Source organism: Streptomyces sp. NPDC057877 (genome assembly GCF_042796855.1).
In the GTDB taxonomy this organism is placed as follows: Bacteria; Actinomycetota; Actinomycetes; order Streptomycetales; family Streptomycetaceae; genus Streptomyces.
Genome location: NZ_JBHVMS010000001.1, coordinates 650,450 through 674,914 on the forward strand (window position 1 = coordinate 650,450; position 24,465 = coordinate 674,914).

At 72.7% G+C, this 24,465-nt stretch carries 19 protein-coding genes; all 19 read left to right on the top strand.

Annotated elements, in window-relative coordinates:
* The first annotated feature begins 5 nt into the window (after nt 1-5).
* From ACFVQG_RS02800 to ACFVQG_RS02890, 19 genes are read left to right on the top strand one after another with little or no spacing between them, the layout of a single operon-like run.
* Entirely contained in the window at nt 6-1,322 is a 1,317-nt protein-coding gene (locus ACFVQG_RS02800) for a nucleotide sugar dehydrogenase (RefSeq protein WP_383376051.1), read from the top strand.
* The gene (locus ACFVQG_RS02805; RefSeq protein WP_383376053.1) at nt 1,312-2,592 is read left to right on the top strand and encodes a glycosyltransferase family 4 protein; all 1,281 of its coding nucleotides are present in this window, start codon (nt 1,312-1,314) and stop codon (nt 2,590-2,592) included. The genes ACFVQG_RS02800 and ACFVQG_RS02805 overlap by 11 nt, the downstream gene beginning before the upstream one ends.
* Nucleotides 2,589-3,956, top strand: coding sequence for a Wzz/FepE/Etk N-terminal domain-containing protein (locus ACFVQG_RS02810; protein ID WP_383376055.1), 1,368 nt, complete (start codon nt 2,589-2,591; stop codon nt 3,954-3,956). The genes ACFVQG_RS02805 and ACFVQG_RS02810 overlap by 4 nt, the downstream gene beginning before the upstream one ends.
* Nucleotides 3,953-5,467 carry a Wzz/FepE/Etk N-terminal domain-containing protein gene (locus ACFVQG_RS02815; RefSeq protein ID WP_383376057.1) on the top strand — a complete coding sequence of 505 codons (1,515 nt, stop codon included), beginning with the start codon at nt 3,953-3,955 and terminating at the stop codon, nt 5,465-5,467. The genes ACFVQG_RS02810 and ACFVQG_RS02815 overlap by 4 nt, the downstream gene beginning before the upstream one ends.
* A 3-nt stretch (nt 5,468-5,470) precedes the next feature.
* Nucleotides 5,471-7,393 (top strand): asparagine synthase (glutamine-hydrolyzing), encoded by a 1,923-nt coding sequence (gene asnB / locus ACFVQG_RS02820; RefSeq protein WP_383376059.1) that lies wholly within the window; start codon nt 5,471-5,473, stop codon nt 7,391-7,393.
* Between the two features lie 17 nt (nt 7,394-7,410).
* Nucleotides 7,411-9,591: a bi-domain-containing oxidoreductase gene (locus ACFVQG_RS02825; RefSeq protein ID WP_383376062.1), complete on the top strand. Its 2,181-nt coding sequence runs from the start codon at nt 7,411-7,413 to the stop codon at nt 9,589-9,591.
* The gene (locus tag ACFVQG_RS02830; protein WP_383376065.1) at nt 9,588-11,516 is read left to right on the top strand and encodes an alginate lyase family protein; all 1,929 of its coding nucleotides are present in this window, start codon (nt 9,588-9,590) and stop codon (nt 11,514-11,516) included. Before ACFVQG_RS02825 ends, ACFVQG_RS02830 begins: the two co-directional genes overlap by 4 nt.
* 9 nt (nt 11,517-11,525) lie before the next feature.
* Nucleotides 11,526-13,046: a right-handed parallel beta-helix repeat-containing protein gene (locus tag ACFVQG_RS02835; protein ID WP_383376067.1), complete on the top strand. Its 1,521-nt coding sequence runs from the start codon at nt 11,526-11,528 to the stop codon at nt 13,044-13,046.
* 1 nt (nt 13,047) lies between these two features.
* Nucleotides 13,048-14,274 (top strand): O-antigen ligase domain-containing protein, encoded by a 1,227-nt coding sequence (locus ACFVQG_RS02840; protein ID WP_383376069.1) that lies wholly within the window; start codon nt 13,048-13,050, stop codon nt 14,272-14,274.
* An 8-nt stretch (nt 14,275-14,282) separates the two neighbouring features.
* Entirely contained in the window at nt 14,283-15,482 is a 1,200-nt protein-coding gene (locus ACFVQG_RS02845; RefSeq protein ID WP_383376072.1) for a glycosyltransferase, read from the top strand.
* 16 nt (nt 15,483-15,498) lie between these two features.
* Nucleotides 15,499-16,734, top strand: a complete 1,236-nt coding sequence (locus ACFVQG_RS02850) for a methyltransferase domain-containing protein (protein ID WP_383376074.1) — start codon at nt 15,499-15,501, stop codon at nt 16,732-16,734.
* A complete protein-coding gene (locus ACFVQG_RS02855; protein ID WP_383376076.1) occupies nt 16,731-17,531 on the top strand; it encodes a glucose-1-phosphate cytidylyltransferase in 801 nt (266 codons plus the stop codon). Before ACFVQG_RS02850 ends, ACFVQG_RS02855 begins: the two co-directional genes overlap by 4 nt.
* The gene (locus tag ACFVQG_RS02860; protein ID WP_383376078.1) at nt 17,528-18,175 is read left to right on the top strand and encodes a PIG-L deacetylase family protein; all 648 of its coding nucleotides are present in this window, start codon (nt 17,528-17,530) and stop codon (nt 18,173-18,175) included. The genes ACFVQG_RS02855 and ACFVQG_RS02860 overlap by 4 nt, the downstream gene beginning before the upstream one ends.
* A gap of 3 nt (nt 18,176-18,178) precedes the next feature.
* On the top strand, nt 18,179-19,204 hold the full coding sequence (locus ACFVQG_RS02865) for an NAD-dependent epimerase/dehydratase family protein (protein ID WP_383376080.1): 1,026 nt from the start codon (nt 18,179-18,181) through the stop codon (nt 19,202-19,204).
* A complete protein-coding gene (locus ACFVQG_RS02870; RefSeq protein WP_383376082.1) occupies nt 19,192-20,475 on the top strand; it encodes a DUF4910 domain-containing protein in 1,284 nt (427 codons plus the stop codon). The genes ACFVQG_RS02865 and ACFVQG_RS02870 overlap by 13 nt, the downstream gene beginning before the upstream one ends.
* Nucleotides 20,472-21,770: a hypothetical protein gene (locus tag ACFVQG_RS02875; RefSeq protein ID WP_383376084.1), complete on the top strand. Its 1,299-nt coding sequence runs from the start codon at nt 20,472-20,474 to the stop codon at nt 21,768-21,770. The genes ACFVQG_RS02870 and ACFVQG_RS02875 overlap by 4 nt, the downstream gene beginning before the upstream one ends.
* Nucleotides 21,767-22,714, top strand: a complete 948-nt coding sequence (locus tag ACFVQG_RS02880; protein ID WP_383376086.1) for a glycosyltransferase family 2 protein — start codon at nt 21,767-21,769, stop codon at nt 22,712-22,714. The genes ACFVQG_RS02875 and ACFVQG_RS02880 overlap by 4 nt, the downstream gene beginning before the upstream one ends.
* Complete coding sequence (locus tag ACFVQG_RS02885) at nt 22,711-23,913, top strand: polysaccharide pyruvyl transferase family protein (RefSeq protein ID WP_383376088.1); 1,203 nt, start codon at nt 22,711-22,713, stop codon at nt 23,911-23,913. The genes ACFVQG_RS02880 and ACFVQG_RS02885 overlap by 4 nt, the downstream gene beginning before the upstream one ends.
* On the top strand, nt 23,910-24,461 hold the full coding sequence (locus ACFVQG_RS02890; RefSeq protein WP_383376090.1) for a dTDP-4-dehydrorhamnose 3,5-epimerase family protein: 552 nt from the start codon (nt 23,910-23,912) through the stop codon (nt 24,459-24,461). Before ACFVQG_RS02885 ends, ACFVQG_RS02890 begins: the two co-directional genes overlap by 4 nt.
* Nucleotides 24,462-24,465 lie beyond the last annotated feature (4 nt).

Here is a 24,465-nt window from a genome sequence, read left to right on the forward strand (position 1 = left end):
GGGTCATGAAGGTAAGCGTCCTGGGGCTCGGCTACGTGGGTTGTGTGTCGGCCGCGTGCCTGGCCAGCATGGGTCACGAGGTCATCGGGGTCGACGTCAACCCGGTGAAGGTCGACCTGGTCAACGACGGCAAGGCGCCCGTGGTCGAGGAGCGGATCGGCGAGCTGACCGCCGAGGTCGTGCGGACCGGGGCGTTGCGCGCCACCGGCGACGTCCGCGAGGCGATCATGGGCAGCGATGTGTCGCTGGTCTGCGTGGGCACGCCGTCGGAGCCCAACGGCAGCCTGTGCACGACGTACTTGGAGCGGGTCACCGAGCAGATCGGCGCCGCGCTCGCCGAGCGGGGCGGGCGGCACACCGTCGTGTTCCGCAGCACCATGCTCCCGGGCACCTGCCTGAACCTGCTGGTGCCGCTCCTGGAGAAGCACGTCGGCGGTACGGCCGGGGTGGACTTCGGGGTGGCGGTCAACCCGGAGTTCCTGCGCGAGGGCACCAGCGTGCGGGACTTCTTCGACCCGCCCAAGACCGTCATCGGGGAGATCGACCCGGCCAGCGGAGACGTGGTCGCGGCGCTGTACGACGGGTTACCGGGTGAGGTGTTCCGGGTGCCGGTGCCGACGGCCGAGGCGATCAAGTACGCGGACAACGCGTTCCACGGGCTCAAGATCGGCTTCGCCAATGAACTGGGCGCGGTGTGCCAGGCGCTCGGCGTGGACTCGCACCAGGTGATGGACGTCTTCCTGGCCGACCACAAGCTGAACATCAGCCCGGCCTATCTGCGGCCCGGCTTCGCCTTCGGTGGCTCCTGCCTGCCCAAGGACCTGCGCAGCCTGGTCCACGCGGCGCACCGGGCCGACGTCTCGGTGCCCATCCTCGCCCACGTCCTGCCCTCCAACGCCGACCACCTCCAGCGCGCGGTGGACCTGGTCGAGCGCACCGGCAAGCGCCGGGTGGGCCTGTTCGGGCTGTCCTTCAAACCCGGCACCGACGACCTGCGCGAGAGCCCGCTCGTGGAGCTGGCGGAGAGACTCTTCGGCAAGGGGTACGACCTGCGGATCTACGACGCCAACGTGAACCTCTCGCGGCTCATCGGCGCGAACCGCGAGTACATCGAGAACCGGCTGCCGCACCTCGGGCAGCTACTCGCGGACTCCGTTGAGGAAGTGCTCGAACACGCCGAGGTGTGCCTGGTCGGGACCAAGGACCCGGCCGTGCTGTCGGCGCTGCCCCACGGGGACGGCCCGGTACTCGTCGATCTCATCCGCCTACCCGACGCCGAGACGCGCCGGACCGAACCGGGGTACATGGGCCTTGCTTGGTGACACGACGCTTGGTGACGCAGGCAGCGGCGACGGCTCCGGCCGCCGCGCGCTGATCCTGGTGGAGAACCTGTCCGTGCCGTTCGACCGGCGCGTGTGGCAGGAGTGCACGACACTGCGCGACGCGGGCTGGGAGGTGCACGTCATCTGCCCGCGGGGAAGCAAACGGGACACCGAGCCCGAGGCGGTGATCGACGGGGTGCGGATCCTCCGCTACCCGTTGCGCGCGGCGACCGGAGGACCGTCCGGCTATCTGCGGGAGTACGGATCGGCGCTGTGGCACACTGCCCGGCTGGCCCGGAAGGTCGGCCCGGTCGACGTGGTGCACGCCTGCAACCCGCCCGACCTGCTGTTCCTGCCCGCCCTGTGGCTGAAGCGGCGCGGCGCGCGGTTCGTCTTCGACCAGCACGACCTGGTACCCGAGCTGTACCTCTCCCGGTTCGACCGCGGCGAGGACCTGCTCTACCGCGCGGTGTGCGCCCTTGAGCGGCGGACCTACCGGGCCGCCGACATCGTGCTCGCCACGAACGAGAGCTACCGCGACGTCGCGGTACGCCGTGGCGGTCAGCGGCCGGAGGACGTCTTCGTGGTGCGCAGCGCCCCGGACGTCGACCGGTTCCATCCGGTGCCGCCCGAGCCGGAGTTGCGGCGCGGCAAGCCCCATCTGCTGTGCTACCTCGGTGTCATGGGACCGCAGGACGGCGTCGACTACGCCCTGCGGGCCCTGGCGAAGCTCCGCGACGAGGTGGGGCGGAGCGACTGGCACGCGGTGTTCGTCGGCGGCGGCGACACCTTCGACGCGATGGTGGAGCTGTCCGGGCGGCTCGGGCTCTCCGAGCAGGTGCAGTTCACGGGGCGCGTGCCGGACGCCGACCTGGCGCGCTACCTGTCCACCGCGGACGTGTGCCTCTCCCCCGACCCGCGCAATCCGCTCAACGACGTGTCGACCATGAACAAGGTCCTGGAGTACATGGTGATGGGCCGCCCGATCGTCTCGTTCGACCTGAAGGAGGCGCGGGTCTCCGCCGGTGACGCCGCCGTCTACGCGCCCGCCAACGACGAGGCCGAGTTCGCCCGGCTCATCGCCTTGCTGCTGGACGATCCGGAGCAACGGGCCCGGATGGGCAAGATCGGTCAGGAGCGGATCAGCGGGCAGCTCTCCTGGCGCAACTCCCAGCGCTCGCTGCTCGCGGCCTACGCCGCCGCCTGCCGCAACCGCCCTCCGGTGTCGGCGGGCGGCCCGGCCAGGACAGGGCGGAGGTCGCGTCGTTGAGCGATGACACGATACGGCTGGCCACGATCGGCCGGATATTCCGGCGGCGCTGGCGGCTGCTCGCCGCCCTCGCCGTCCTCGGCGCGCTCCTCGGCTACGGCGCCTCCGTGCTGTTCCCGCCGCGCTACACGACGTCGGCGTCCGTCCTGCTGCCCGGGGCGTGGGAGGAGCGCGAGCTGCTCACCCAGGCGCAGGTCGCGACCAGTTCCGTGGTCGTCGACCGGGCCGCCGCCGCGCTCGACTGGAACGGGGTCAGCGGCAGCGAACTGCGGGAGCAGGTGAGCGCCAAGGCCGCCGACGGGAACATCATCAAGATCTCGGCCAGGGCCGAGACCCCGGAGCGCGCGCAACGGCTCTCCGACCAGGTGGCCGCGCAGTTCGTCGCGTTCGCCGCGCGGATCGGGGACGAGAGCACCGACCCCGAGGCGGCGGCGCGGCCCGAGGAGCTGCGGCAGATGGTGGTGCAGACCAGCCGCCGTATCACCGACCTGGCCAACGCGGCCGATCCGGGTCAGACCGTGGAGAGCGTGCAGGCCCGCACCGAGCTGGAGAAGCTGCGCACCACGCTCCAGGAGGCCATGAACAAGCTGGACCAGGTCGATCCGGCCTCCCTCAAGGCCAACATGGTCGTGATGGGACCGGCGGCCCGGCCGACCGGCGAGGCCCCGCCGACCAGGACGCAGCTCATCGTCGCCGGGGCGCTGCTGTTCGTCCTCCTCGCGGTCATCGGCCATCTCACCGCGGCGCGGATGAGCCGTCGGCCGCGCACCGAACCGGAGATCGCGGCGGCGCTGGGCTCGGCGCTGCTGGGGACCGTCGACGTACCCGGTGAGCGGCCGGTCCACCGGCCGGGGGACCGTGGGCTACGGGCCCGAATACGGCGGCTGCTGGGCCTCGACGTCCGGTGGGACGTACCGGCCCCGCTGACGTCCGACGACGAGCGCGGCAGACGGATCCGCTACCGGCGGGTGTGCGCCCGCCTCCGGGACCGGCTGCCCGCTCCCCATCGGCTGCTGGTCGTCGTACCGGACGGCGACGGGACCGCCCGCCGGGCCGCCGAACAGCTCGTGGCCGAGGCCGACGGGGACCTGTCGCTCAGGGTGGTGGAGGTCTCGGCGTCCCGGCCGCTGGTGCCGGACCGCGACACCGAGTCCGGTGCCCTGGTCGTGCTCGGCGCGGGCGACTGTACGGCGGCGGAACTCACGGGCGTCGCCGATGCCTGTGCGGACGCCGGGCACGAGATCGTCGGCTTCGTCGTCGCCAGTACGGTCCTGGCCCGTCCGGCGCGGCCCGCCGGACGGCCGCCGGGTGACGCGAAGTCACCGGTCGCCGTCGGCGACGGTGCGACGGGAGGTTCGGTATGACGACGAGCACGGCCTCGGAGTCGGCCGCCACTCCCCTGTTCGACCTCCAGGCGCTGGTGGTGGCGGTCCGCAGGCGCCGCCGCCTGTGGTCTTCCATGGCGCTGCTGGGACTGCTCGCCGGTGTCGCGGTGGCCGTGCTGCTGCCGCCACCGCCGACCGCGGTGACCAAGGTGCTGGTCGCCCATGAGGACGACCAGCCGAACGACACCGGAACACTGATCCGTACCGACGTCGCCCTGCTGCAGACCACGCGGATCGCCGAAGCGGCCCTGAAGTCCCTGGACTCCCCGGAGCGTCCGGAGGACTTCATGCGGGAGTACGAGGGCGCCGGACTGACCAACAACCTGCTCCAGATCACCGTGACCGGTGACAGCGAGGCGGAGGCGGTGGCCCGGGCCGGGGCGCTGGCCGACGCGTTCGTCACCGACCATGTGCGGCGGATGCGGGAGGCCGCGAACGCGGAGGCCAAGACCCTGCTCGCGCAGCGTGACCGGATGCGGGAGGAACTCGCCGAGGTCAACGCGGAGATCGGGGAGGCCTCACCGGAGTCCGGACCGCGAGCGGCGGACACCGAGGCGCTGTTCGCCCGCCGGGCCGAACTCACCTCGCGGATCGCCGACTTCGACCAGCGTGCCGCGGAGGCGCGGCTCGGCGCGCCCCAGCTCGTCGCCGGTACGCAGATCGTGGACGCGCCGCGCGCGATGGAGCACTCCCTGCCCAGGACCGCGGCCACGAACGCCGTGATCGGGCTCGTCCTGGGCCTCGTGCTGGGGCTCGCGGTGGCCGCGGTCGGCGCGGTGGTGGCGGGCCGCCCCGTGCTGCGCCGGGAGATCGCGGCGGAGCTGGGCGCCTCGGTCATCGCGGAGCTGCCCCGCGGGCGGTCCCGGCTGTGGCGGCGCCGACGGGCCCGGGCGGCCCGCGAGCGGCTCACCGTGATGCTGGCCCGCACCGTGCGCGGCTCGGCGGAGACGGTGTCGCTGCTGGAACTGGGCTGTGCCCGCGCCACCAGCGAGATCGCCCTGGACGTCGCCGGGGAGCTGGCGGCGGAGGGGCCGGTGGTGATCATCGACGGCCTGCCCGGGCTGCGCCTCGCCAACCACCGGCAGAAGCCGCAGGGCGCGGCCGTGGTGAGCGGCGCGCGTGCCGCGACCCTCTCCCGGCAGGAGCGCCGCTTCGGCGTCGGCTCGGTCGCGCCCGGCACGGCGTGGACGGACCTGCAGTACCTCGGCACGCAGACCGTGCTCGTCGTACGCGCCGGGCACTCCGGCGCCGTATGGCTGCACACCGTGGCGCGGCAGCTGGCGGATCTCAACATCCCGGTGATCGGCGTGGTGCTGATCGACCCGGATCCGCGTGACCGCACCGACGGCACGCTGTGGGACGGCCCGCACCTCGCGCTGCGCGGCCACCACGAGCGGCTGGCCCGGCAGAACGGGACGGGTCAGCTGCGCACGGAGCGGGTGCGGGTGTGGGCCGCCCGCGTCCCGGACGGCGACCAGGAGGCACGGTAGGACATGTGTGGCATCGCAGGCACGTACCGGTGGCCGGACGGGAAGGTCGTCACCGACCGGCTCACCGACATCCTCGCCCACCGCGGTCCGGACGGGGCGGGCCGGTACAACCATCCCGTCGGTGACGGCGAGGTGCATCTCGGGCACCGCCGACTGTCGATCATCGACCTGTCCGAGACCGGCGCCCAGCCGATGGTCTCGGACGGCCTCGCCCTCACGTACAACGGCGAGCTGTACAACGCGCCCGAGCTGCGCGCCGAACTGGCGTCCGCCGGGGTGCGGTTCCGCGGCACCTCCGACACCGAGGTGCTGCTGGAGGCCTGGCGGCGCTGGGGCACCGGCTGCCTGCCCCGGCTGCGCGGCATGTTCGCGTTCGCGGTCTTCGACGAGCGCACCGGGGAACTGGTGCTCGCCCGTGACCAGCTGGGCATCAAGCCGCTGTTCCTGCTCCGGCGCGGCGAGGGGCTGGTGTTCGCCTCCGAGCTGAAGGCGCTCGCCGCCGTGACGGGCGGGTCGCTGGAGGTGGACCCCGGGGCGCTGGTGGCGTCGCTGCTGTACTACTGGGTGCCGGACTCGCGCTGCGCGTACCGCGAGGCGGAGAAGCTGCCGCCGGGGAGCTGGCTGCGGTGCCGACCGGACGGCCGGGTGGAGCGCGGCCGGTTCTGGAACCTCAAGGACGTCGCCGCCGAGGCCCGCGAGGGCGAGCAGCCCGACCTGGCCGCCGTCGTCGAGGAGTCGACCCGGCGCCATCTGCTCTCCGACGTGCCGGTGGCGACCTTCCTGTCCGGCGGTCTCGACTCCAGCTATCTGACCGCGCTGGCGGCCCGGCACCAGCCCGGGATCTCCGCCTACACGATCGGGTTCCGCGCGGAGGACGCCCGGTTCGAGGCGATGCCGGACGACCTGCGCTACGCCCGCAGGGTGGCCGAGCGGTTCGGCGTCGATCTGCACGAGATCGAGATCGCCCCGAACGTGCTCGACCTGCTGCCGCAGATGACGTACCACCTGGACGAGCCGATCGGCGACCCGGCCGCCATCAACACCTTCCTGATCTGCTCGGCCGCCCGGGAGGCCGGGGTCAAGGTGATGCTGTCGGGGATGGGCGCCGACGAGCTGTTCGCCGGGTACCGCAAGCACCTGGCCAACCTGATCGCGCTGCGCTACCAGCGCGTGCCCCGGCCCCTGCGGCGCGGGGTGCACGCGGCCGTGGACCGGTTGCCGGTGGCGACGAGCCGCCGGGGGTACCGGTCGGTGCGCTTCGCGAAACGGTTTCTCTCCTTCGCCGAGCTGCCGGAGGAGACGGCGTTCCGGCGCAGCTACACCATGTACGACCGGCGGGAGCTGCTCGCCCTGCTCGATCCGGACCTGGCGGGGACCGTCGACGACGTGCTGACCGAGCACGCGGACGTCTACCGGGACAACGAGCTGGACGACTTCGTCAACCGCATGTGCCTGACCGACGCCCGGATGTTCCTGCCGGGCCTGAACCTCGCGTACACGGACCGGTCGAGCATGGCCGCGTCGACCGAGGTGCGGGTGCCGTACGTGGACGTCGACGTGGTCAGGGCGGCGTTCGCCGTCCCCGGTGATCGCAAGATCGTCGGGCGGCAGGGCAAGGTCGTCCTCAAGGAGGCGGCCACCTCGGTGCTGCCCCGGGAGATCGTGTACCGGCCCAAGGGCCTGTTCAGCGCCCCGCTGCGGGCCTGGATGAGCCGCGATCTGGCGCCCCTGGTGCGGGAGGTGGTGCACGACGGCGTGCTCGTCCGCTCCGGGTTCCTGCGCCGCGAGGCGCTGCAGCGGCTCGTCGCGGAGGACGCCGCGGGCCAGCGGGACTTCTCCAAGCATCTGTGGCATGTGCTGACCCTCGAGTACTGGTACCGCGGCGCGACCTCCGGATCCGGCCAGAACTCTGGCTCGACGGCTTAGGAACTGAAGGAGTCTTGGTGAAACAGGTTGTGCAGAACTACAAGAGCGGCGAGCTGGCGCTGCTCGACGTTCCGGTGCCGGGGTGCAAGCCGGGCGGGGTGCTGGTCCGGAGCCTCTTCTCGCTGATCTCCACCGGTACCGAGCTGATGAAGGTGTCCGAGGCGGGCATGTCGATGGTGGGCAAGGCCCGCTCCCGCCCCGACCAGGTGGCCAAGGTCATGCAGAGCGTGGCCACCAACGGGCTGCCCGCCACCTACCGCAAGGTGATGGGGAAGCTGGACTCCTACACGCCGCTGGGCTATTCGCTGTGCGGGGTGGTCGAGCAGGTCGGCCCCGGGATCGACGACGTGGCCGTGGGCGACGTGGTGGCGTGCGCGGGCAATGAGCACGCGCTGCACGCCGAGCTGAACTGGGTGCCGAAGAACCTCTACGCCCGGGTCCCGGACGGCCTCGCGCCACGGCACGCGGCGTTCGGCACGGTCGGGTCCATCGCGTTGCAGGGCGTCCGCCGCGGTGAGCCACAGCTCGGCGACGCGGCGCTGGTCATCGGCCTGGGCCTGATCGGGCAGCTCGTGGTGCAGTTGCTGACCGCTTCCGGAGTCAACGTGGTCGGTGTCGACCCCGACCCGGCGCGCTGTGCGCTGGCCGAGCGGCTGGGCGCCGTGGCCTGCGGCGATCCCACGTCGGCGGCGGTGGAGAGCTTCGTCGCCGAACTCACGGACGGGCACGGGGTGGACCAGGTGTACCTGGCGGCGGGCGGGAGCAGCAACCAGCCCGTCGAGCTGGCCGCCCGGCTGAGCCGGGACCGCGGCCGGGTCGTCGACATCGGCAAGTGCCGCCTGGACCTGCCGTGGAACGCGTACTACGAGAAGGAGCTGGACGTCCGGTTCTCCCGCAGCTACGGCCCCGGTCGCTACGACCCGGAGTACGAGCTGGAGGGGCGGGACTACCCGATCGGCTATGTGCGCTGGACGGAGCGCCGCAACCTGGCGTGCTTCCTCGACCTGGTCGCCCGTGGACGCGTCGACGTGGAGCCCCTGGTCTCCCACGTCGCCGACTTCGAGGACGCCGTCAAGACGTACCAGCGGCTGAAGGACGGCGAGCTGAAGGCCGTGGCCGTGCTGTTCCGGTACCCCGAGCACACCCCCGGGGCGACGGCCCCGGAGGTGACCGTGCCCGCGGTCGCGCGAGGCGTCGGGTCACCCGCCCCGGCCCGCGCCGTCAAGACGCCGGTACGGCTGGCGTTCGCGGGCGCCGGGAACTACGCGACGTCGATGCTGCTGCCGCACCTGGCGCAGCGCGAGGGCGTCGAGCTGTCCACGGTCGTCACCACGACGGCGCTGTCCGCGGCCAACGCCCAGCGCAAGCTCGGCTTCGCGGAGGCGACCACCGATCTCGACGCCGTGCTCGGTGACCCGTCCATCGACGCGGTGTTCGTGGTCACCCGGCACAGCTCGCACGCCGAGCTGACCCGAAGGGCGCTGCTGGCGGGCAAGACGGTGTTCGTGGAGAAGCCGCTGGCGCTCACCGAGGACGAGCTGTCCGGTGTGCTCAAGGCGGTGGAGGAGTCCGGCAACGACCGGCTCCAGGTGGGCTTCAACCGGCGGTTCGCGCCGCTGCTGCGGGAGGCCAGGAAGCAGTTCGGCGCCCGGACGGGACCGGCGAGCCTGCGCTATCTAGTCAACGCGGGGCGGCTGCAGCACGGCAGCTGGTACCTCCAGCAGGCCACCGAGGGTTCGCGGTTCGTCGGCGAGGGCGGGCACTTCATCGACACGGCGAGCTGGCTGCTCGACGCCGACCCGGTCTCGGTGTACGCGGTGGGCACCTCCGGCAACGAGGACCTCCAGGTCGTGCTGCGCTACCCGGACGGGTCCACCGCCACCATCAGCTACGTCACCACCGGCTCGCCCGGCTTCCCCAAGGAGACGCTGGACCTGGTCGCGGACGGCAAGGTGCTGCGGCTCGACGACTTCGTCCGTGCCTCGGTGTACGGCCGTAAGCGATGGGTCAGTTCACGGTTGCCGAAGGCCCGGGACAAGGGGCAGCGCGCCGAGCTGGACGCGTTCCTCGAGGCCGTGCGGACCGGCGGGCCGATGCCGGTGACGCTGGAGTCGCTGGTCGCCACCACGGCGGCCTCCCTCGCCGTGCAGACCGGTCTGGCCGGTGGCGCGCCGGTGACGTTGGCGAGGACGCCATGACCATGAGCGCGGGCTGGTACCTGCGGCGGCTGTCCCGGATGGGGCCGCGGGAGGTCGGCGGCCGGGCGGGCGACGCGGTGCGCAGACGGCGCTGGCGGTCGGCGCGGCCGGAGAGTCCGGAGGTGACCGGCGCCCGGTTCACCGCCGTCCTGCCCGCCGGGACGCTCGCCGCGGTGCCGCCGGACGCCGCGAAGCGTCTGATCGCGGAGGCGGACCGGCTGCTGGCCGGGCACGCCGAGTTCTTCGGGGTGGTCCGTGACGACCTGGCCGACCCGGACTGGTGGTACGACCCGAAGACCGGGCGCCGGGCCCCCTTCGGGTACGCCTTCGACGTGCCGTACCGCGACGAGGACGCGGTCGGCGACATCAAGCAGATCTGGGAGCTGTCCCGGCACCAGTACCTCACCGTGCTCGCCGCCGCCTACGCGGTCACCGGGAACGAGCGGTACGCGGAGCGCGTGGCCGAGCACCTGCGGCGGTGGTGGGCGGGCAACGCGCCGCTGCGCGGGGTGCACTGGATCAGCGGCATCGAGCTGGGGATCCGGCTGCTGTCCTGGGTGTGGGTCCGTCGGCTGCTGGACGGCTGGCCGGGCGCGGCCGGGCTGTTCGAGGACAACCCGGTGGCGCGGCACCAGATCTGGCACCACCAGCGCTGGCTGGCCGCCTTCCCCAGCCGGGGTTCGTCGGCGAACAACCACGTCATCGCCGAGGCCGCCGGGCAGTTCGCCGCGGCCTGCGCGTTCGGGTGGTTCCCGGACTCGGCGCGGTGGCGGGCCGACGCGCTGCGGTCGCTGGAGCGGCACCTGCGGGCCAACACCTTCGGCTCCGGCCTCAACCGTGAGCTGGCCACCGAGTACCACGGGCTGGTGCTGGAGCTGGGGCTGGCCGCGCTGGCCGAGGCGGACGCCGCCGAGGTGCCGGTGCCCGCGCCGGTCCGGCTGACGCTGCTGCGGATGACCGACGCGCTCGCGGCCGTCGTGGACAACCGGCTACGGCCGCCTCGCCAGGGGGACGCGGACGACGGTCACGGTCTCGTCCTGGACGGCGCGGGCACCGACCGCTGGGCCTCCCTGCTGGCCACCGGGGACGCCGTGTTCGGTCGGCTCGCCTGGTGGCCGACGGTGACCGGCGCCGATGTGCGCACCCCGCTGCTGGCGGCGCTCATCAAGCCCGCCGACCTGTCGGTGACCCGCCCGGCGAGTCGGCCGGACCACTTCGCGGACGCGGGGCTGACCATCCTGCGCGGGCCGGAGGAGATCTGGTGCCGCTGCGACGGCGGCCCGCACGGCTTCCTGTCCATCGCCGCGCACGCCCACGCGGACGCGCTGTCCGTGGAGGTCCGGCACGACGGGGTCGACGTGCTCGCCGACCCGGGGACGTACTGCTACCACGGGCAGCCCGAGTGGCGGCGGTACTTCCGCTCGACCCTCGGCCACAACACCCTGCAACTGGACGGTGAGGACCAGTCCGTCTCCGGCGGCCCGTTCCTGTGGACCCGGCAGGCCCGCAGCCGGGTCCTGGAGGCGAGCGGTGTCCGCTGGAGCGCCGAGCACGACGGGTACCAGCGCTCCGTGCACCGCCGCCGGGTGGAGCTGATCGCCGCCGACCGGGAGCTGCGGGTGGTCGACGAGGTGCGCGGGCCGCGCCGGGCCGCACGGCTGGCGTTCCACCTCGGCCCCGAGATCACCGCCGACCTGGAGGGGAACCGGGCGGTGCTCACCTGGACCCGCGACGGCGAGGACCGCTCCGCGGTGCTCGACCTGCCCGGACAGCTGTCCTGGCGGGCGCACCGCGGCGAGACCGACCCGCCGCTGGGCTGGTACTCCCCCGGCTTCGGGCGCAAGGAGCCCGCCACCACGCTGGTCGGCACCGGATTCGCCGACGGCGCGGAGGAATTCACCACCGTGCTCGGATTCCGCGGCTAGGGGGGACGCGTGGGGATGAAGTGGCGGAACTGGGCGTTGCCGGTGGCACCGCTGGCGCTGGTCCTGCTGGCCGTCACCGGCTGCAAGAGCACGCCGGACGCCCAGGCGAAGCCGACCGCTACGCCGTCCACGCCCGTGGCCCGGGTGTGCGCCAAGCCCGAACCCGGGCCGACGCGTGCCCCGGCGGGCGCGGTGACGGTCGACCCCGCGGTGGTCGGTGACCTGGCCACGAAGACCAGGAAGAACCCCGCGCACACCACGTTCTGGCTGCGGCCGGGCAAGCACCGGCTGGAGCCGGACCGCTATGCCCAGGTCATCCCCAAGAAGGGCAACCGCTACCTCGGCGCGCCGGGCGCGGTGCTCGACGGCCGGAAGGTGAACCAGTACGCGTTCGGCGGCACCGCCCCCGACGTCACCATCCAGCATCTGACCGTGCAGCGTTTCGTCGCGCCGCACAACGAGGGCGTGGTCAACCACGACTCGGCCGACGGCTGGGTGATCGAGCACGCGACGATCCAGCACAACTCCGGCGCCGGGCTGATGGCCGGGGCCCGTCAGCAGGTCCGCGCCAGCTGTCTGCGCGCCAACGGCCAGTACGGCATGAACGCCTACAAGGCCGCCGACCGGATCAGGGACCTGGTGCTCGAGGGCAACGAGATCGTGGGCAACAACACCGACGACTGGGAGCGCCGCGAGGAGGGCTGCGGCTGCACCGGGGGCGTCAAGTTCTGGGCCGTCGACGGCGCCGACGTGCGCGGCAACTGGGTGCACGACAACCGTGGCGCGGGGCTGTGGGCGGACACCAACAACAACGACTTCCGCTTCGAGGGCAACCTCCTCGAGGACAACGACGGGGCGGCGCTGATCTACGAGACCAGTTACAACGCGGTCATCCGGGAGAACACGATCCGGCGCAACAACTGGGTCGAGGGCCGCACCTACGCCGACCGCGGCGACAACTTCCCGTTCGCGACCGTCTACCTGTCCGAGTCCGGCGGGGAACCACGGGTCCCGGCCCGCACGGACAAGATCGAGATCTATCGGAACGTGCTGGAGAACAACTGGTCCGGGATCACCCTGTGGGAGAACGCGGACCGGTTCTGCAACAGCCCGGCCAACACCTCCTCCGGTGACTGCACCCTGCTGGTGGAGGACACCGACCGCTGCGAGCGCCCGGCGATCGCCACGGCGCCGCTCTACTCCGACTGCCGGTGGAAGACGCAGCGGGTGGACATCCACCACAACCGCTTCGTGCTGGACAAGGCCGTCGTCGGGTGCGCGGTGAAGTGCGACCGCATGGCGGTGCTGGCCAACTACGGCACCTATCCGGAGTGGTCGCCCTACCAGGGCGAGCGGGTGGCCGAGGCAATCACCCGCGAGCAGCACAACCGCTGGCACCACAACGTCTACGTCGGCCCGTGGACGTTCGTGGCCCACGACCCGAGCCGGGTGCTCGACTCCGGGCAGTGGCAGTCCGCGCCGTACCAGCAGGACGCGGGCAGCACCTTCCGCGCACGGGACGGTGATTGAGATGACCGTGGATCACACACCGAAGATCGTCGGGGCGGTCTGGGGGCTGCTGGTCCTCAACACCCTGGGCTCCGCCGGGGCGAAGACCATCATCCCGCTGCCCCGCTCCCTGATCCAGATGGTCACCATGGGCGCGCTGGTCGCCGCGTTCGCGCTGGCGCTCGCCGTCAACCTCCGGCTGCGCATCCGGCCCAGCGCCTACGTGTTCCTGCTCACCCTGCTGCTGGTGCCGAGCGTGATCTCCAGCGCGAACCTGGAGTCCGGGTTCGGCGCACTGTTCCGGTGCGCCCGGCTGGCCCTGTTCGTCGGCACGCTGTGGCTGCTGAGCCGCTGGTGGGACGGCGGCCTGACGTTCGTACGGCAGCACGTCCGGATGTACTTCTTCGTGCTCGGGTCGGTCGCGGCCGGGCTGGCGATCTCGCCGGGCGCGGCCCTGCCCGAGCTGTACGGCGGGCGGCTGGTCGGCGCGCTGTGGCCGCTGACCCCGCCGCAGATCGGGCAGTACGCCGCGGTGATCACCGGGCTCACGGTGCTGCTGGTGCTGGGCCGCCGGACGGACCGGACCAGCGCGGTGGTGGTCATCGTGCCGTCGCTGGTCCTGCTCGCGCTGACCCACACCCGGACGGCCACGCTCGGCATGCTGTTCGGGCTGACGCTGGCGATCGGCTCGCTCGTCCTGACCAGCGCCGCGGCCCGCCGGTTCTTCGCCTGGGCGGTGCTGTGCACGGTGGTGGCCGCGGTGGGGTTCGGCTCCGCGCTCCAGGCGTGGTTCCTGCGCGGGCAGAGCCAGGAGTACTTCACCAGTCTCACCGGCCGGGCCAAGGTCTGGGACGCCCTGCTGGCGGCGGACCGCACGACCGCGGAGCGGCTGTTCGGCATGGGCCTGGGCGACAAGTCGTTCGGCGGGCTGCCGATCGACAACAGCTGGCTGGCCGTCTACCACGAGCAGGGTCTGACCGGCACCGTCATCGTCGCGACGATCATCATCGTGCTGGGCGGCGTCGCGCTGCTGCGTCCGCCGTCGCTGCAGCGGGCCTGCGCGATCTTCCTGATCAGCTACTGCGGGATCGCGTCGTACACCGAGGCCGGGCTGGGCGACGCCTCGCCGTATCTGCTGCATCTGGCCGTGGCCGCCTCCCTGTTGGCGGCCCCCGCCGCGGCCACGCCGCTCCCGGCGCCCGCGACCCCTCGACGACGTGCCCCGCGCTGGGCCCAGGTACGGAGGTGACCCCAAGCATGCACGTCCTCGTGGTGCACAACCGCTATGCCTCGGCGCAGCCGAGCGGGGAGAACAAGGTCGTCGACCAGGAGGTGGCACTGCTGCGCGAGGGCGGCCACCGGGTCGAGGTGTTCGAGCGGCGCAGCGACGACATCGCCGCCCGGTCCCTGCCGGGCAAGGCCGTGCTGCCGCTGCTGGTGCCGTGGAACCCGGCGGTCCGCAGGGAACTCGCCGCCCGGCTGCGCGCCGACCGGCCGGACGTGGTACACATCCACAACGTCTTCCCGCTGCTGTCACCCGCGGTGCTGGCCGCCTGCGCGGACGCCGGGGTGCCCGCCGTCGCCACGCTGCACAACTACACCCAGGTCTGCCCGCCCGGCACCCTGCAGCGCGACGGGCGGCCGTGCACCGAGTGCGTCGGGGCGGCGGTGCCACTGCCCGCCGTCCGGCACGGCTGCTACCGGAACTCCCGCCTGGCGACGGTGCCGCTCGCCGTCAGCCTGTCGGTCAACCGGCGGCGCTGGTGGTCGGGCGTGGCCCGGTTCCTCTGCATCTCGGCGGCACAGCGCAACGTCCTGGTGCGGTCCGGGATGCCGCCCGAACTGCTGGCGGTGAAGCACAACTTCGTGCCCGAACCGGGCGACCGCCGCACGGGCGCCGGAGAGCACCTGCTGTACCTCGGCCGACTCGCGGAGGCCAAGGGCGTACGGCTGCTCATGGCCGCCTGGGACGAGATCGCCGCGGACGGCGGGGTGGGCGTGCCGCTGGTGATCGCCGGGACCGGGCCACTGGAGCACGAGGTGACCGCCTGGGCGGCGGGCCGGGACGACGTGCGCTACGTCGGCCTGTACGACACCGCCGAGAGCCGTGAGGCCATCGCGCGGTCGGTCGCCGTGGTGGCGCCCTCGACATGGCTGGAGGCGTTCGGCCTGGTGGTCGTGGAGGCGATGGCGGCCGGGGTGCCGGTCGTCGCCGCCGGGCACGGCGCCTTCGTCGAACTGGTCGAGGAGGGCGTGACCGGGCTGCTGCACCGGCCGGGCGAGGCCGCCTCGCTCGCGTCCCGCATACGCCGGATCGCGGCCGAACCGGGCCGCAACCGGGAGATGGGCCAGGCGGCCCGGCGCCGTTACGAGCGGGACTTCAGCCCGGTCGTCGGCCTGGAGCGCCTGGTGGACGAGTACCGCACCGCGATCAAGATCAATGGGGGGAACACATGATCAATGGGGGGACCATATGACCCGATGCCGACTCTGCGGCTCGACGGCGCTGGAGAGCGTCGTCGACCTGGGGGCGACTCCGCCGTGCGAGAGCTTCCTCGCCGCGGACCAACTGGACCGGCCGGAGGCCACCTACCCGCTGCACCTGCGGGTCTGCACCGAGTGCTGGCTGGCGCAGATCCCGCCGCTGATCTCGCCGGAGGAGACGTTCACGCAGTACGCGTACTTCTCGTCGTACTCGACCTCCTGGGTGGAGCACGCGCGCACCTTCGTCACCGGCTCCGTCGAGCGGCTGGGGCTCGGCGCCGACGCCTTCGTGGTGGAGGTGGCGAGCAACGACGGGTATCTGCTGCGGCACCTGGTGGACCGGGGGATCCGCTGCCTGGGCATCGAGCCGTCGGTGAACGTCGGCGCGGCGGCGCGGGAGGCGGGGGTGCCGACGGTCACGGAGTTCCTGACCCCGGACACCGGTGGCGCCGTCCGTGCCGAGCACGGCCCTGCGGACCTGGTCGTGGCGAACAACGTGTACGCGCACATCCCCGACGTGGTCGGGTTCACCCAGGGGCTGCGCGCGCTGGTCGCCGACGACGGCTGGGTCTCGATCGAGGTGCAGCACCTGCTGACGCTGATCGAGCTGAACCAGTACGACACGATCTACCACGAGCACTTCCAGTACTACACGGTCGCCTCCGCGATCCGGGCGCTGGCGAGCGGCGGACTGGCGCTGGTGGACGTCGAGTTGCTGCCCACGCACGGCGGCTCCATCCGGCTGTGGGCCCGGCCCGCCGAGGTGGCCGGGGAGCCGACGCGCCGGGTGGCCGACGTGCTGGCCCGGGAGAAGGCGGCCGGGCTCCAGGAGCTGTCCGGGTACACCGAGTTCTCGGCGCGGGTGGCCAAGGTGCGCCGGGACCTGCTGGGGTTCCTCATCGAGGCGGCCGAGCGCGGCGAGACCGTGGTCGGCTACGGCGCTCCCGGCAAGGGCAACACCCTGCTCAACCACTGCGGCATCCGCCCCGACCTGCTCCCGTACACGGTCGACCGCAACCCCTACAAGCACGGCAGGTTCACCCCGGGCACCCGCGTCCCGATCCTGCCGCCCGAGCAGATCGCCGCCGACCGGCCGGACTACGTCCTCGTCCTCCCCTGGAACCTGCGGGACGAACTGGTCGAGCAGCTGTCCTTCGTCCACGACTGGGGCGGCCGACTGGTCTTCCCCATCCCCGAGCTGAGCATTGTCGAGGTCAAGTCATGAAGGTCGTCCTGTTCTGCGGCGGTTACGGGATGCGGATGCGCAACGGCGCCTCCGACGACGTGCCCAAACCGATGGCGATGGTCGGCCCGCGCCCGCTGATCTGGCACGTCATGCGCTACTACGCGCACTACGGGCACAAGGAGTTCATCCTGTGCCTGGGCTACGGCGCCCACCACATCAAGGACTTCTTCCTCAACTACGAGGAGACGACGTCCAACGACTTCGTGCTGCGGGGCGGGCGCACCGAGCTGCTGTCCACCGACATCGCCGACTGGACCATCACGTTCGCGCAGACCGGCATCGAGTCGCCGATCGGGGAGCGGCTGCGCCGGGTGCGGCACCACCTGGACGGCGACGAGATGTTCCTCGCCAACTACGCCGACGTGCTCACCGACGCCCCGCTGCCGGAGATGATCGACCGGTTCGCCCGGCGCGACGCCGGGGCGTCGATGACGGTGGTGCCGCCGCAGTCCTCGTTCCACTGCGTGGACCTGGGCGACGACGGCCTGGTGGGCGGCATCACCGCGGTGAGCGACATGCCGCTGTGGGAGAACGGCGGCTACTTCGTGCTGCGTCAGGAGATCTTCGACCACATCCCGGAGAACGGGGACCTGGTCGCGGACGGCTGCGCCCAACTGGCCAAGCGGGGGCGGCTGGTGGCCTACCAGCACCGCGGCTTCTGGAAGCCGACCGACACCGTGAAGGAGCGGGCCGCGCTCGACGCCGCCTACACGCGCGGCGACCGCCCGTGGGCCGTGTGGGAGCGGGACGGCGCGGGCGCCGGGGTGGGCGCGTGATCCGGCTCGGGGCCGGGGGCCTGGACCGGATCGTCGCGGTGGGCGCGCACTGCGACGACATCGCCATCGGCGCGGGCGGCACCCTGCTCACCACGTGCCTCACCCGGCCGGGCGTCCGCGTCGACGCGCTGGTGCTCTCCGGCGGCGGCGGTGAGCGCGAGCAGGAGGAGCGCGCCGCCCTCACCGCCTTCTGCCCGGACGCCGACCTGCGGCTGACGGTCCTCAAGCTGCCGGACGGCCGGATGCCCGCGCACTGGGACGAGGCCAAGGCCGCCGTCGAGGAACTGCGCGAGCGCACCGAACCGGACCTGGTGCTGGCACCGCGCACCGAGGACGCGCACCAGGACCACCGTGGTCTGGCCCAGCTGATGACCACGGCGTTCCGTGACCACCTGGTCCTCGGCTACGAGATCGTCAAGTGGGACGGCGACCTCGGCCGTCCGGTGGCCTACCAGCCGCTCACCCCGGAGACCGCCGAACGCAAGGTGCGGCTGCTCCAGGAGCACTACCCCTCGCAACGCCACCGGCCCTGGTACGACCGGGAGGCCTTCCTCGGCCTGGCGCGGATCCGCGGCATCGAATGCCACGCCCGCTACGCCGAGGCGTTCGACGTCAGCAAACTCACGCTCAACCTGGGGGGTTGAACCATGCGCGTACTCCTGACCGGACACCAGGGTTACCTGGGCACCGTGATGGCCCCGGTCCTCACGGCCGCGGGACACGAGGTCGTCGGCCTCGACTCCGGCCTGTTCGCCGACTGTGTGCTGGGCCCGGCGCCCGCCGACCCGCCGGGACACCGGGTCGACCTGCGGGACGTCACGGCCGAGCACGTGGCCGGGGTGGACGCGGTGATCCACCTGGCCGCCCTCTCCAACGACCCGCTGGGCTCGCTGGCGCCGGAACTCACCTACGACATCAACCACCACGCCTCCGTACGGCTGGCCCGGCTGGCCCGCGACGCCGGAGTAGGGCGCTTCCTGTACGCGTCGACCTGCTCGGTGTACGGCGCCGCGGGCGGCGACGACCTGGTCACCGAGGACGCCCCGCTGCGCCCGGTGACGCCGTACGCGGAGTCCAAGGTGCGCGTGGAGGACGACCTGCACGCGCTCGCCGACGGCGACTTCAGCCCGGTGTACCTGCGCAACGCCACCGCCTTCGGGTACTCGCCCCGGCTGCGCGCCGACATCGTGCTGAACAACCTGGTGGGCCACGCGCTGCTCTCCGGCGAGGTGCTGGTGCTCTCCGACGGCACCCCCTGGCGCCCGCTGGTGCACGCCGCCGACATCGCCCGCGCCTTCACGGCCGCGCTGACCGCGCCCCGGGAGGCGGTGCACGACCGGGCGTTCAACATCGGCAGCGAGACCAACAACGTCACGGTCGCCGAGATCGCCGGGCAGGTCGCGGAGGCGGTGGCCGGTTCCAAGGTGGTGATCACCGGGGAGACCGGCGCCGACCCGAGGTCGTACCGGGTGGACTTCTCCCGGTTCCGGGACGCGCTGCCCGGCTTCGACTGCGAGTGGTCGGTGAAGCGGGGCGCGCTGGAACTCGCCGAGGCCTACCGCGAACACGGGCTGACGCAGGACGACTTCGAGCGCCGCTTCACCCGGCTGGCCGTGCTGCGCGCGGCGTCCGAGGCCGGTGCCGTCGACGACACCCTGCGGTGGCGCCGGTGACCGAGGTCGGCGAGGAGATGTACGCGCTGGTGGAGCGGATGTACCCGCTGTGCCGGAGCATCACCGGCGACGGGGTGCGCGCCACCCTGGACATCGTCGGCGAGTACGTCCCGCTCCAGGTGCACGAGGTGCCGACCGGCACCCAGGTGCTCGACTGGACGGTCCCGCAGGAGTGGAACATCCGGGACGCGTACATCGCCGACGCGTCCGGCAACCGGGTCGTCGACTTCGCGGCGTCGAACCTGCACGTGCTCGGTTACAGCGTGCCGGTGGCGCGGCGGATGCCGCTCTCCGAGCTGCGCGCCCATCTGCACACCCTGCCCGACCACCCGTCCTGGGTGCCGTACCGGACCAGCTACTACCAGCCGCAGTGGGGGTTCTGCCTGGCCCAGGAGACCCTGGACGCGCTGCCGGACGGCGAGTACGAGGTGCGCGTCGACTCCACGCTCGCGGACGGCCACCTCACCTACGCCGAGCACGTGGTCCCCGGGCAGGTCGCGGACGAGGTGATCGTCTCCTGCCACGTCTGCCACCCGTCGCTGGCCAACGACAACCTCGCCGGGATCGCGGTGGCGACGTTCCTGGCCCGGGAGCTGGCCCAGGGGACGCCGTACTACACCTACCGGTTCCTGTTCGCGCCCGGCACCATCGGGGCGATCACCTGGCTGGCCCGCAACGCGGAGCGGATCGACCGGGTGCGGCACGGGCTGGTGCTGGCCTGCGCCGGGGACCCGGGGCAGGTGACGTACAAGCGGAGCAGGCGCGGTGACGCGGAGATCGACCGGGTGCTGCGGCATGTGCTGACGGCGTCGCAACGCCCGCACCGGGTCGTCGACTTCACCCCGTACGGCTATGACGAGCGGCAGTTCTGCTCGCCCGGGTTCGATCTCGGGGTGGGCTCGCTCACCCGGACCCCGTACGCGGGCTACCCCGAGTACCACACCTCGGCGGACGACCTGGACTTCGTCTCCCCGGCGGCGATGACGGACACGCTCGCCGTGTGCCGCGAGGCGTTCGCCGTGCTGGACCGCAACCGCCGGTACGTCAACCTCAGCCCCTACGGCGAACCGCAGCTCGGCAGGCGCGGGTTGTACGACTCGCTCGGCGGCCGGAGCGACGCCAAGCAGGCCCAGATGGCCATGCTGTGGGTGCTCAACCTCTCGGACGGCGAGCACAGCCTGCTGGACGTCGCCGAGCGGTCCGGGCTGCCGTTCGACACCGTCGCCGACGCGGCCGGTGCCCTGCGCGGCGCCGGACTGATCAAGGCATGACGCCGGTGACCACCGCGGGGGACGGGAAGACGCCGACGCGCGGGTCCGCGAGGCGGGCCCTCGTCGGCAGGCTGTCCTGGGGGCTGGCCGACCAGGCGGCGTCCAGCATGACCAACTTCGCGGTGGGCATCTACGTGGCCCGCTCCCTGGGGCTGACCGCGTTCGGTGTGTTCAGCCTGGCCTGGGTGACGTACGGCGTGGTGCTCAGCGTCTCCCGGGGGCTGGCCACCGACCCGCTCGTGGTGCGCTTCAGCGGGGTGCCGGACGCGTCCTGGCGGGGGGCCGTGGCCCGCTCGTCGGGTACCGCGCTCGGCGTCGGTGCCGCCGTCGGCGCGGTGTGCCTGGCGGTCGGACTGGGCGTCGGGGGCAGCGTGGGGCCCGCGTTCGCCTGCCTCGGCGTGATGCTGCCGGGGCTGTTGCTGCAGGACGCCTGGCGGTACTCGTTCTTCGCCGCGGGCACCGGGCGCAAGGCGTTCGTCAACGACGTCGTGTGGGGCGTCGCGCTCGTCCCGGCCATGGTGGTGGCGGCGCGCGTCGGCAGTGTGGCCGCCTTCGTGCTGGCCTGGGGCGCGTCCGCCGCGGTGGCGGCGGTGTACGGCTGCCTCCAGTCCGGCATCCGGCCGCGGCTGACCGGGGCGCGCGAGTGGCTGCGCGCGCACCGCGACCTCGGCTACCGCTATCTGGTAGAGAACGTCAGCACCAGCGGCGCGAGCCAGCTGCGGGCCTACGGGCTCGGCGCGATCGTCGGCGTCAGCGCGGTCGGTGTGATCCGGGGCGCCGAACTGCTGCTCGGCCCGTTCCTCGCGGTGCTGATGGGGCTGTCCCTGGTCACCGTCGCGGAGGCGGCCCGGGTGCTGCGGCGGGCCCCGCACCGCCTCGGCCTGTTCTGCCTCCTGCTGGGCGGCGTACAGGCCGTCGCCGCGCTGCTGTGGGGCGCGGCCCTGCTGCTGGTGCCGGACCAACTCGGCGAACTCACCCTCGGCGACGTCTGGGGCTCCGCCTCGGAGCTGATCGTCCCGGCCACGCTCGGCGTCGCGGGCGCCGGTCTGGGCACCGGCGCGGCGGCCGGGCTGCGCGCGCTCGGCGCCGCCCGGCGCAGCCTGCGCAGCCAGTTGTTCGCCTCCGCCTGCTATGTCATCGGCGGGCTCGGCGGGGCCGCCGTGGGCGGCACCGTCGGCTCGGCCTGGGGCGTCGCCGCCGCGACCGTCAGCGGCTCGGTTGTGTGGTGGCTGCACCTGCGCGCCGCCCTGCGCGAGCACCGCCCCTCCCCCCTTCCCGAAGTGAGGACGTCATGACCGCCCATCCCAGGCTGAGCATCGGCCTGCCCGTCTACAACGGCGAGGAGTACCTCGCCGAGTCGCTCGACGCCCTGCTCGGCCAGACCTACGAGGACTTCGAGCTGGTCATCTCCGACAACGCCTCGACCGACGGGACCCGGGACATCTGCGAGCGGTACGCCGCGAAGGACTCGCGCATCCGCTACCTCCGGCTGCCCCGGAACATCGGCGCCGCCCCGAACCACAACCACGTGTTCACCGAGTGCCGCGGCGAGCTGTTCAAGTGGGCCTCGCACGACGACCTGTACGCCCGGGACCTGCTGCGGCGCTGTGTGGAGGCGCTGGACGAGCGTCCGGACGTCGTCCTCGCCCACTCCGACCAGGCGGTCATCGACGGCGACGGCCAGGTGAAGGTCCCGTACGAGTACGGCCTCGCCACCGACTCCCCGCACGCTCCGGAGCGGTTCCGCAGTCTGCTGTTCGAGCCCGGGGGCGACGACTTCTACGGGGTGATGCGGGCCGACATGCTCCGCAAGGTGAAGCCGCACGACAGCTACCACCACGCGGACCGCACCTTCGTCGCCGAGATCACCCTGCACGGGCCCTTCCACCAGGTGCCGGAGCTGCTGTACTTCCGCCGCGACCACCCCACCCGCGCCGAACGCGCGAACCCCTCCAAGCGGTCCCGGTGCGTCAACCTGGACCCGCGCCGGGCGGGCCCGCTGCACCCGACGCCCCGGCTGCTCGCCGAGTACGTCTGGGGGTTCGCCTCGGCGATCCGGCGGGCGCCGCTGTCCCCGGCCGACCGGCGCGCCTGCTACGGCCATCTGGCCGCGTGGCTGACCAGCCGGGCGCGGCCGGGCGCGGGCGAGCGGGTCGAGGACCGGGCGCCGGTCGACCCGGCCCGGTTCGCCGTCTCCGTGGACGCCCTGGTCGCGGGCCGCGAGGGGAGGCGGGCGTGACCGCTGCCCGCGTCGGGCTGTTCGGGCTGCTCGGCTCCGGCAACCTCGGCAACGACGGGTCACTGGAGGCCGTGCTCGGGTACCTCCGCGCCGAGCACCCGGAGGCGGCCGTGGACGCGCTGTGCGGCGGCCCGGAGGTCGTCACGGCCCGGTACGGGATCCCCGCGACGCGGCTGCACTGGTACCGCGGGGAGTACCGGACCGCGTCGCGTGCGAACGCGATCGTGTCGAAGGGGCTGGGCAAGCTCGTCGACGTCTTCCGCACCGCCGCCTGGGTGCGTCGCCATGACGTGGTGATCGTGCCGGGGATGGGCGTGCTGGAGGCCACGCTGCCGCTGCGGCCGTGGGGCTTCCCGTACTCGCTGTTCCTGCTCTGCGCGACCGGCCGGGTGTTCGGCACCCGGGTGGCGCTGGTCGGTGTCGGCGCCGCGCCGATCGGGAACCGGCTCACGCGCGCCCTGGTGCGCTGGTCGGCGCGGCTGGCCGCGTACCGCTCGTACCGTGACGCCCAGTCCCGTGCCGCGCTGCGGGAGATGGGCGTGGACACCGCACACGACGAGGTCTACCCGGACCTGGCGTTCGCGCTGCCGACGCCGGAGCCCGGCACGTCCCCGGGCACGGTCTGCGTCGGTGTGATGGACTTCCACGGCGGCGACGACGACCGCGCCCGGGCCGGGGAGATCCACCGCCGCTACCTCGCCGGGACGACCCAGTTCGTCCGCGCCCTGGTCGAGGACGGCAGGCCGGTGCGGCTGCTCACCGGCGACGCGTGTGACGCGCCGGTGGTCGCCGCGATCCTCGACGCGGTGGACTCGCCGCTGGTCACCGCCGCCGAGGCGACCTCGCTGACCGACCTGATGAGGGAGACGGCGGCAGCGGACAGCGTGGTCGCGACCCGCTACCACAACCTGGTCTGCGCGCTGCGGGTCGGCACACCGACGCTCGCGCTCAGCTACGCGGCCAAGAGCGACGCGCTGATGGACCGGATGGGCCTGGGCGCCTACTGCCACCCGGCCCGCGAGGTCGACCCCGGACACCTGCTGGAGCAGTTCCGGTCGCTGGAGAAGCGATCGGCGGAACTACGGCGCACGCTCACGGAACGGAACCTGGCCACCGCCCAGCAACTCCAGACGCAGTTCGCGGAGTTGACCGCGGTCCTGTTCCGCACCGCCGACCGTGCCCCTCGGGAGACGTCATGAAAGCGATCGAAGTCCGACAGGTCTCGGGCGCCTACCTCTTCGAACCGACGCCGTTCGCCGACGAACGCGGCTTCTTCTGCCGCACCTTCGACGCCGACGTGGTCCGCTCGGTGGGCCTCGACCCGAACGCCTTCGTCCAGGACAGCGTCTCCCGCTCGGTGCGGGGCGTGCTGCGCGGCCTGCACCTGCGCTCCGGCGCCGGTGAGGCCAAGCTGGTGCGGTGCTCGTACGGCAGGATCTTCGACGTGGTCGTGGACCTGCGGCCGGGCTCGCCGACGTATCTGGGCCGCGCCTTCTTCGAGTTGTCCGGCGAGACACAGAAGACCCTGTACATCCCGGCGGGGTGCGCGCACGGCTTCCAGGCGCTGACCGGGACCGCCGACACCTCGTACCGGATCGACCGGCCGCACGATCCGGCCGAGGACGTGACGATCGCCTTCGACGACCCGGAGCTGGCCATCCCGTGGCCGCTGCCGGTCGCGTCGATGTCCCAGCGGGACCGGCAGGCACCGAGCCTCGCCGAGGTCCTGAAGCACATGGAGAGGTGAGACG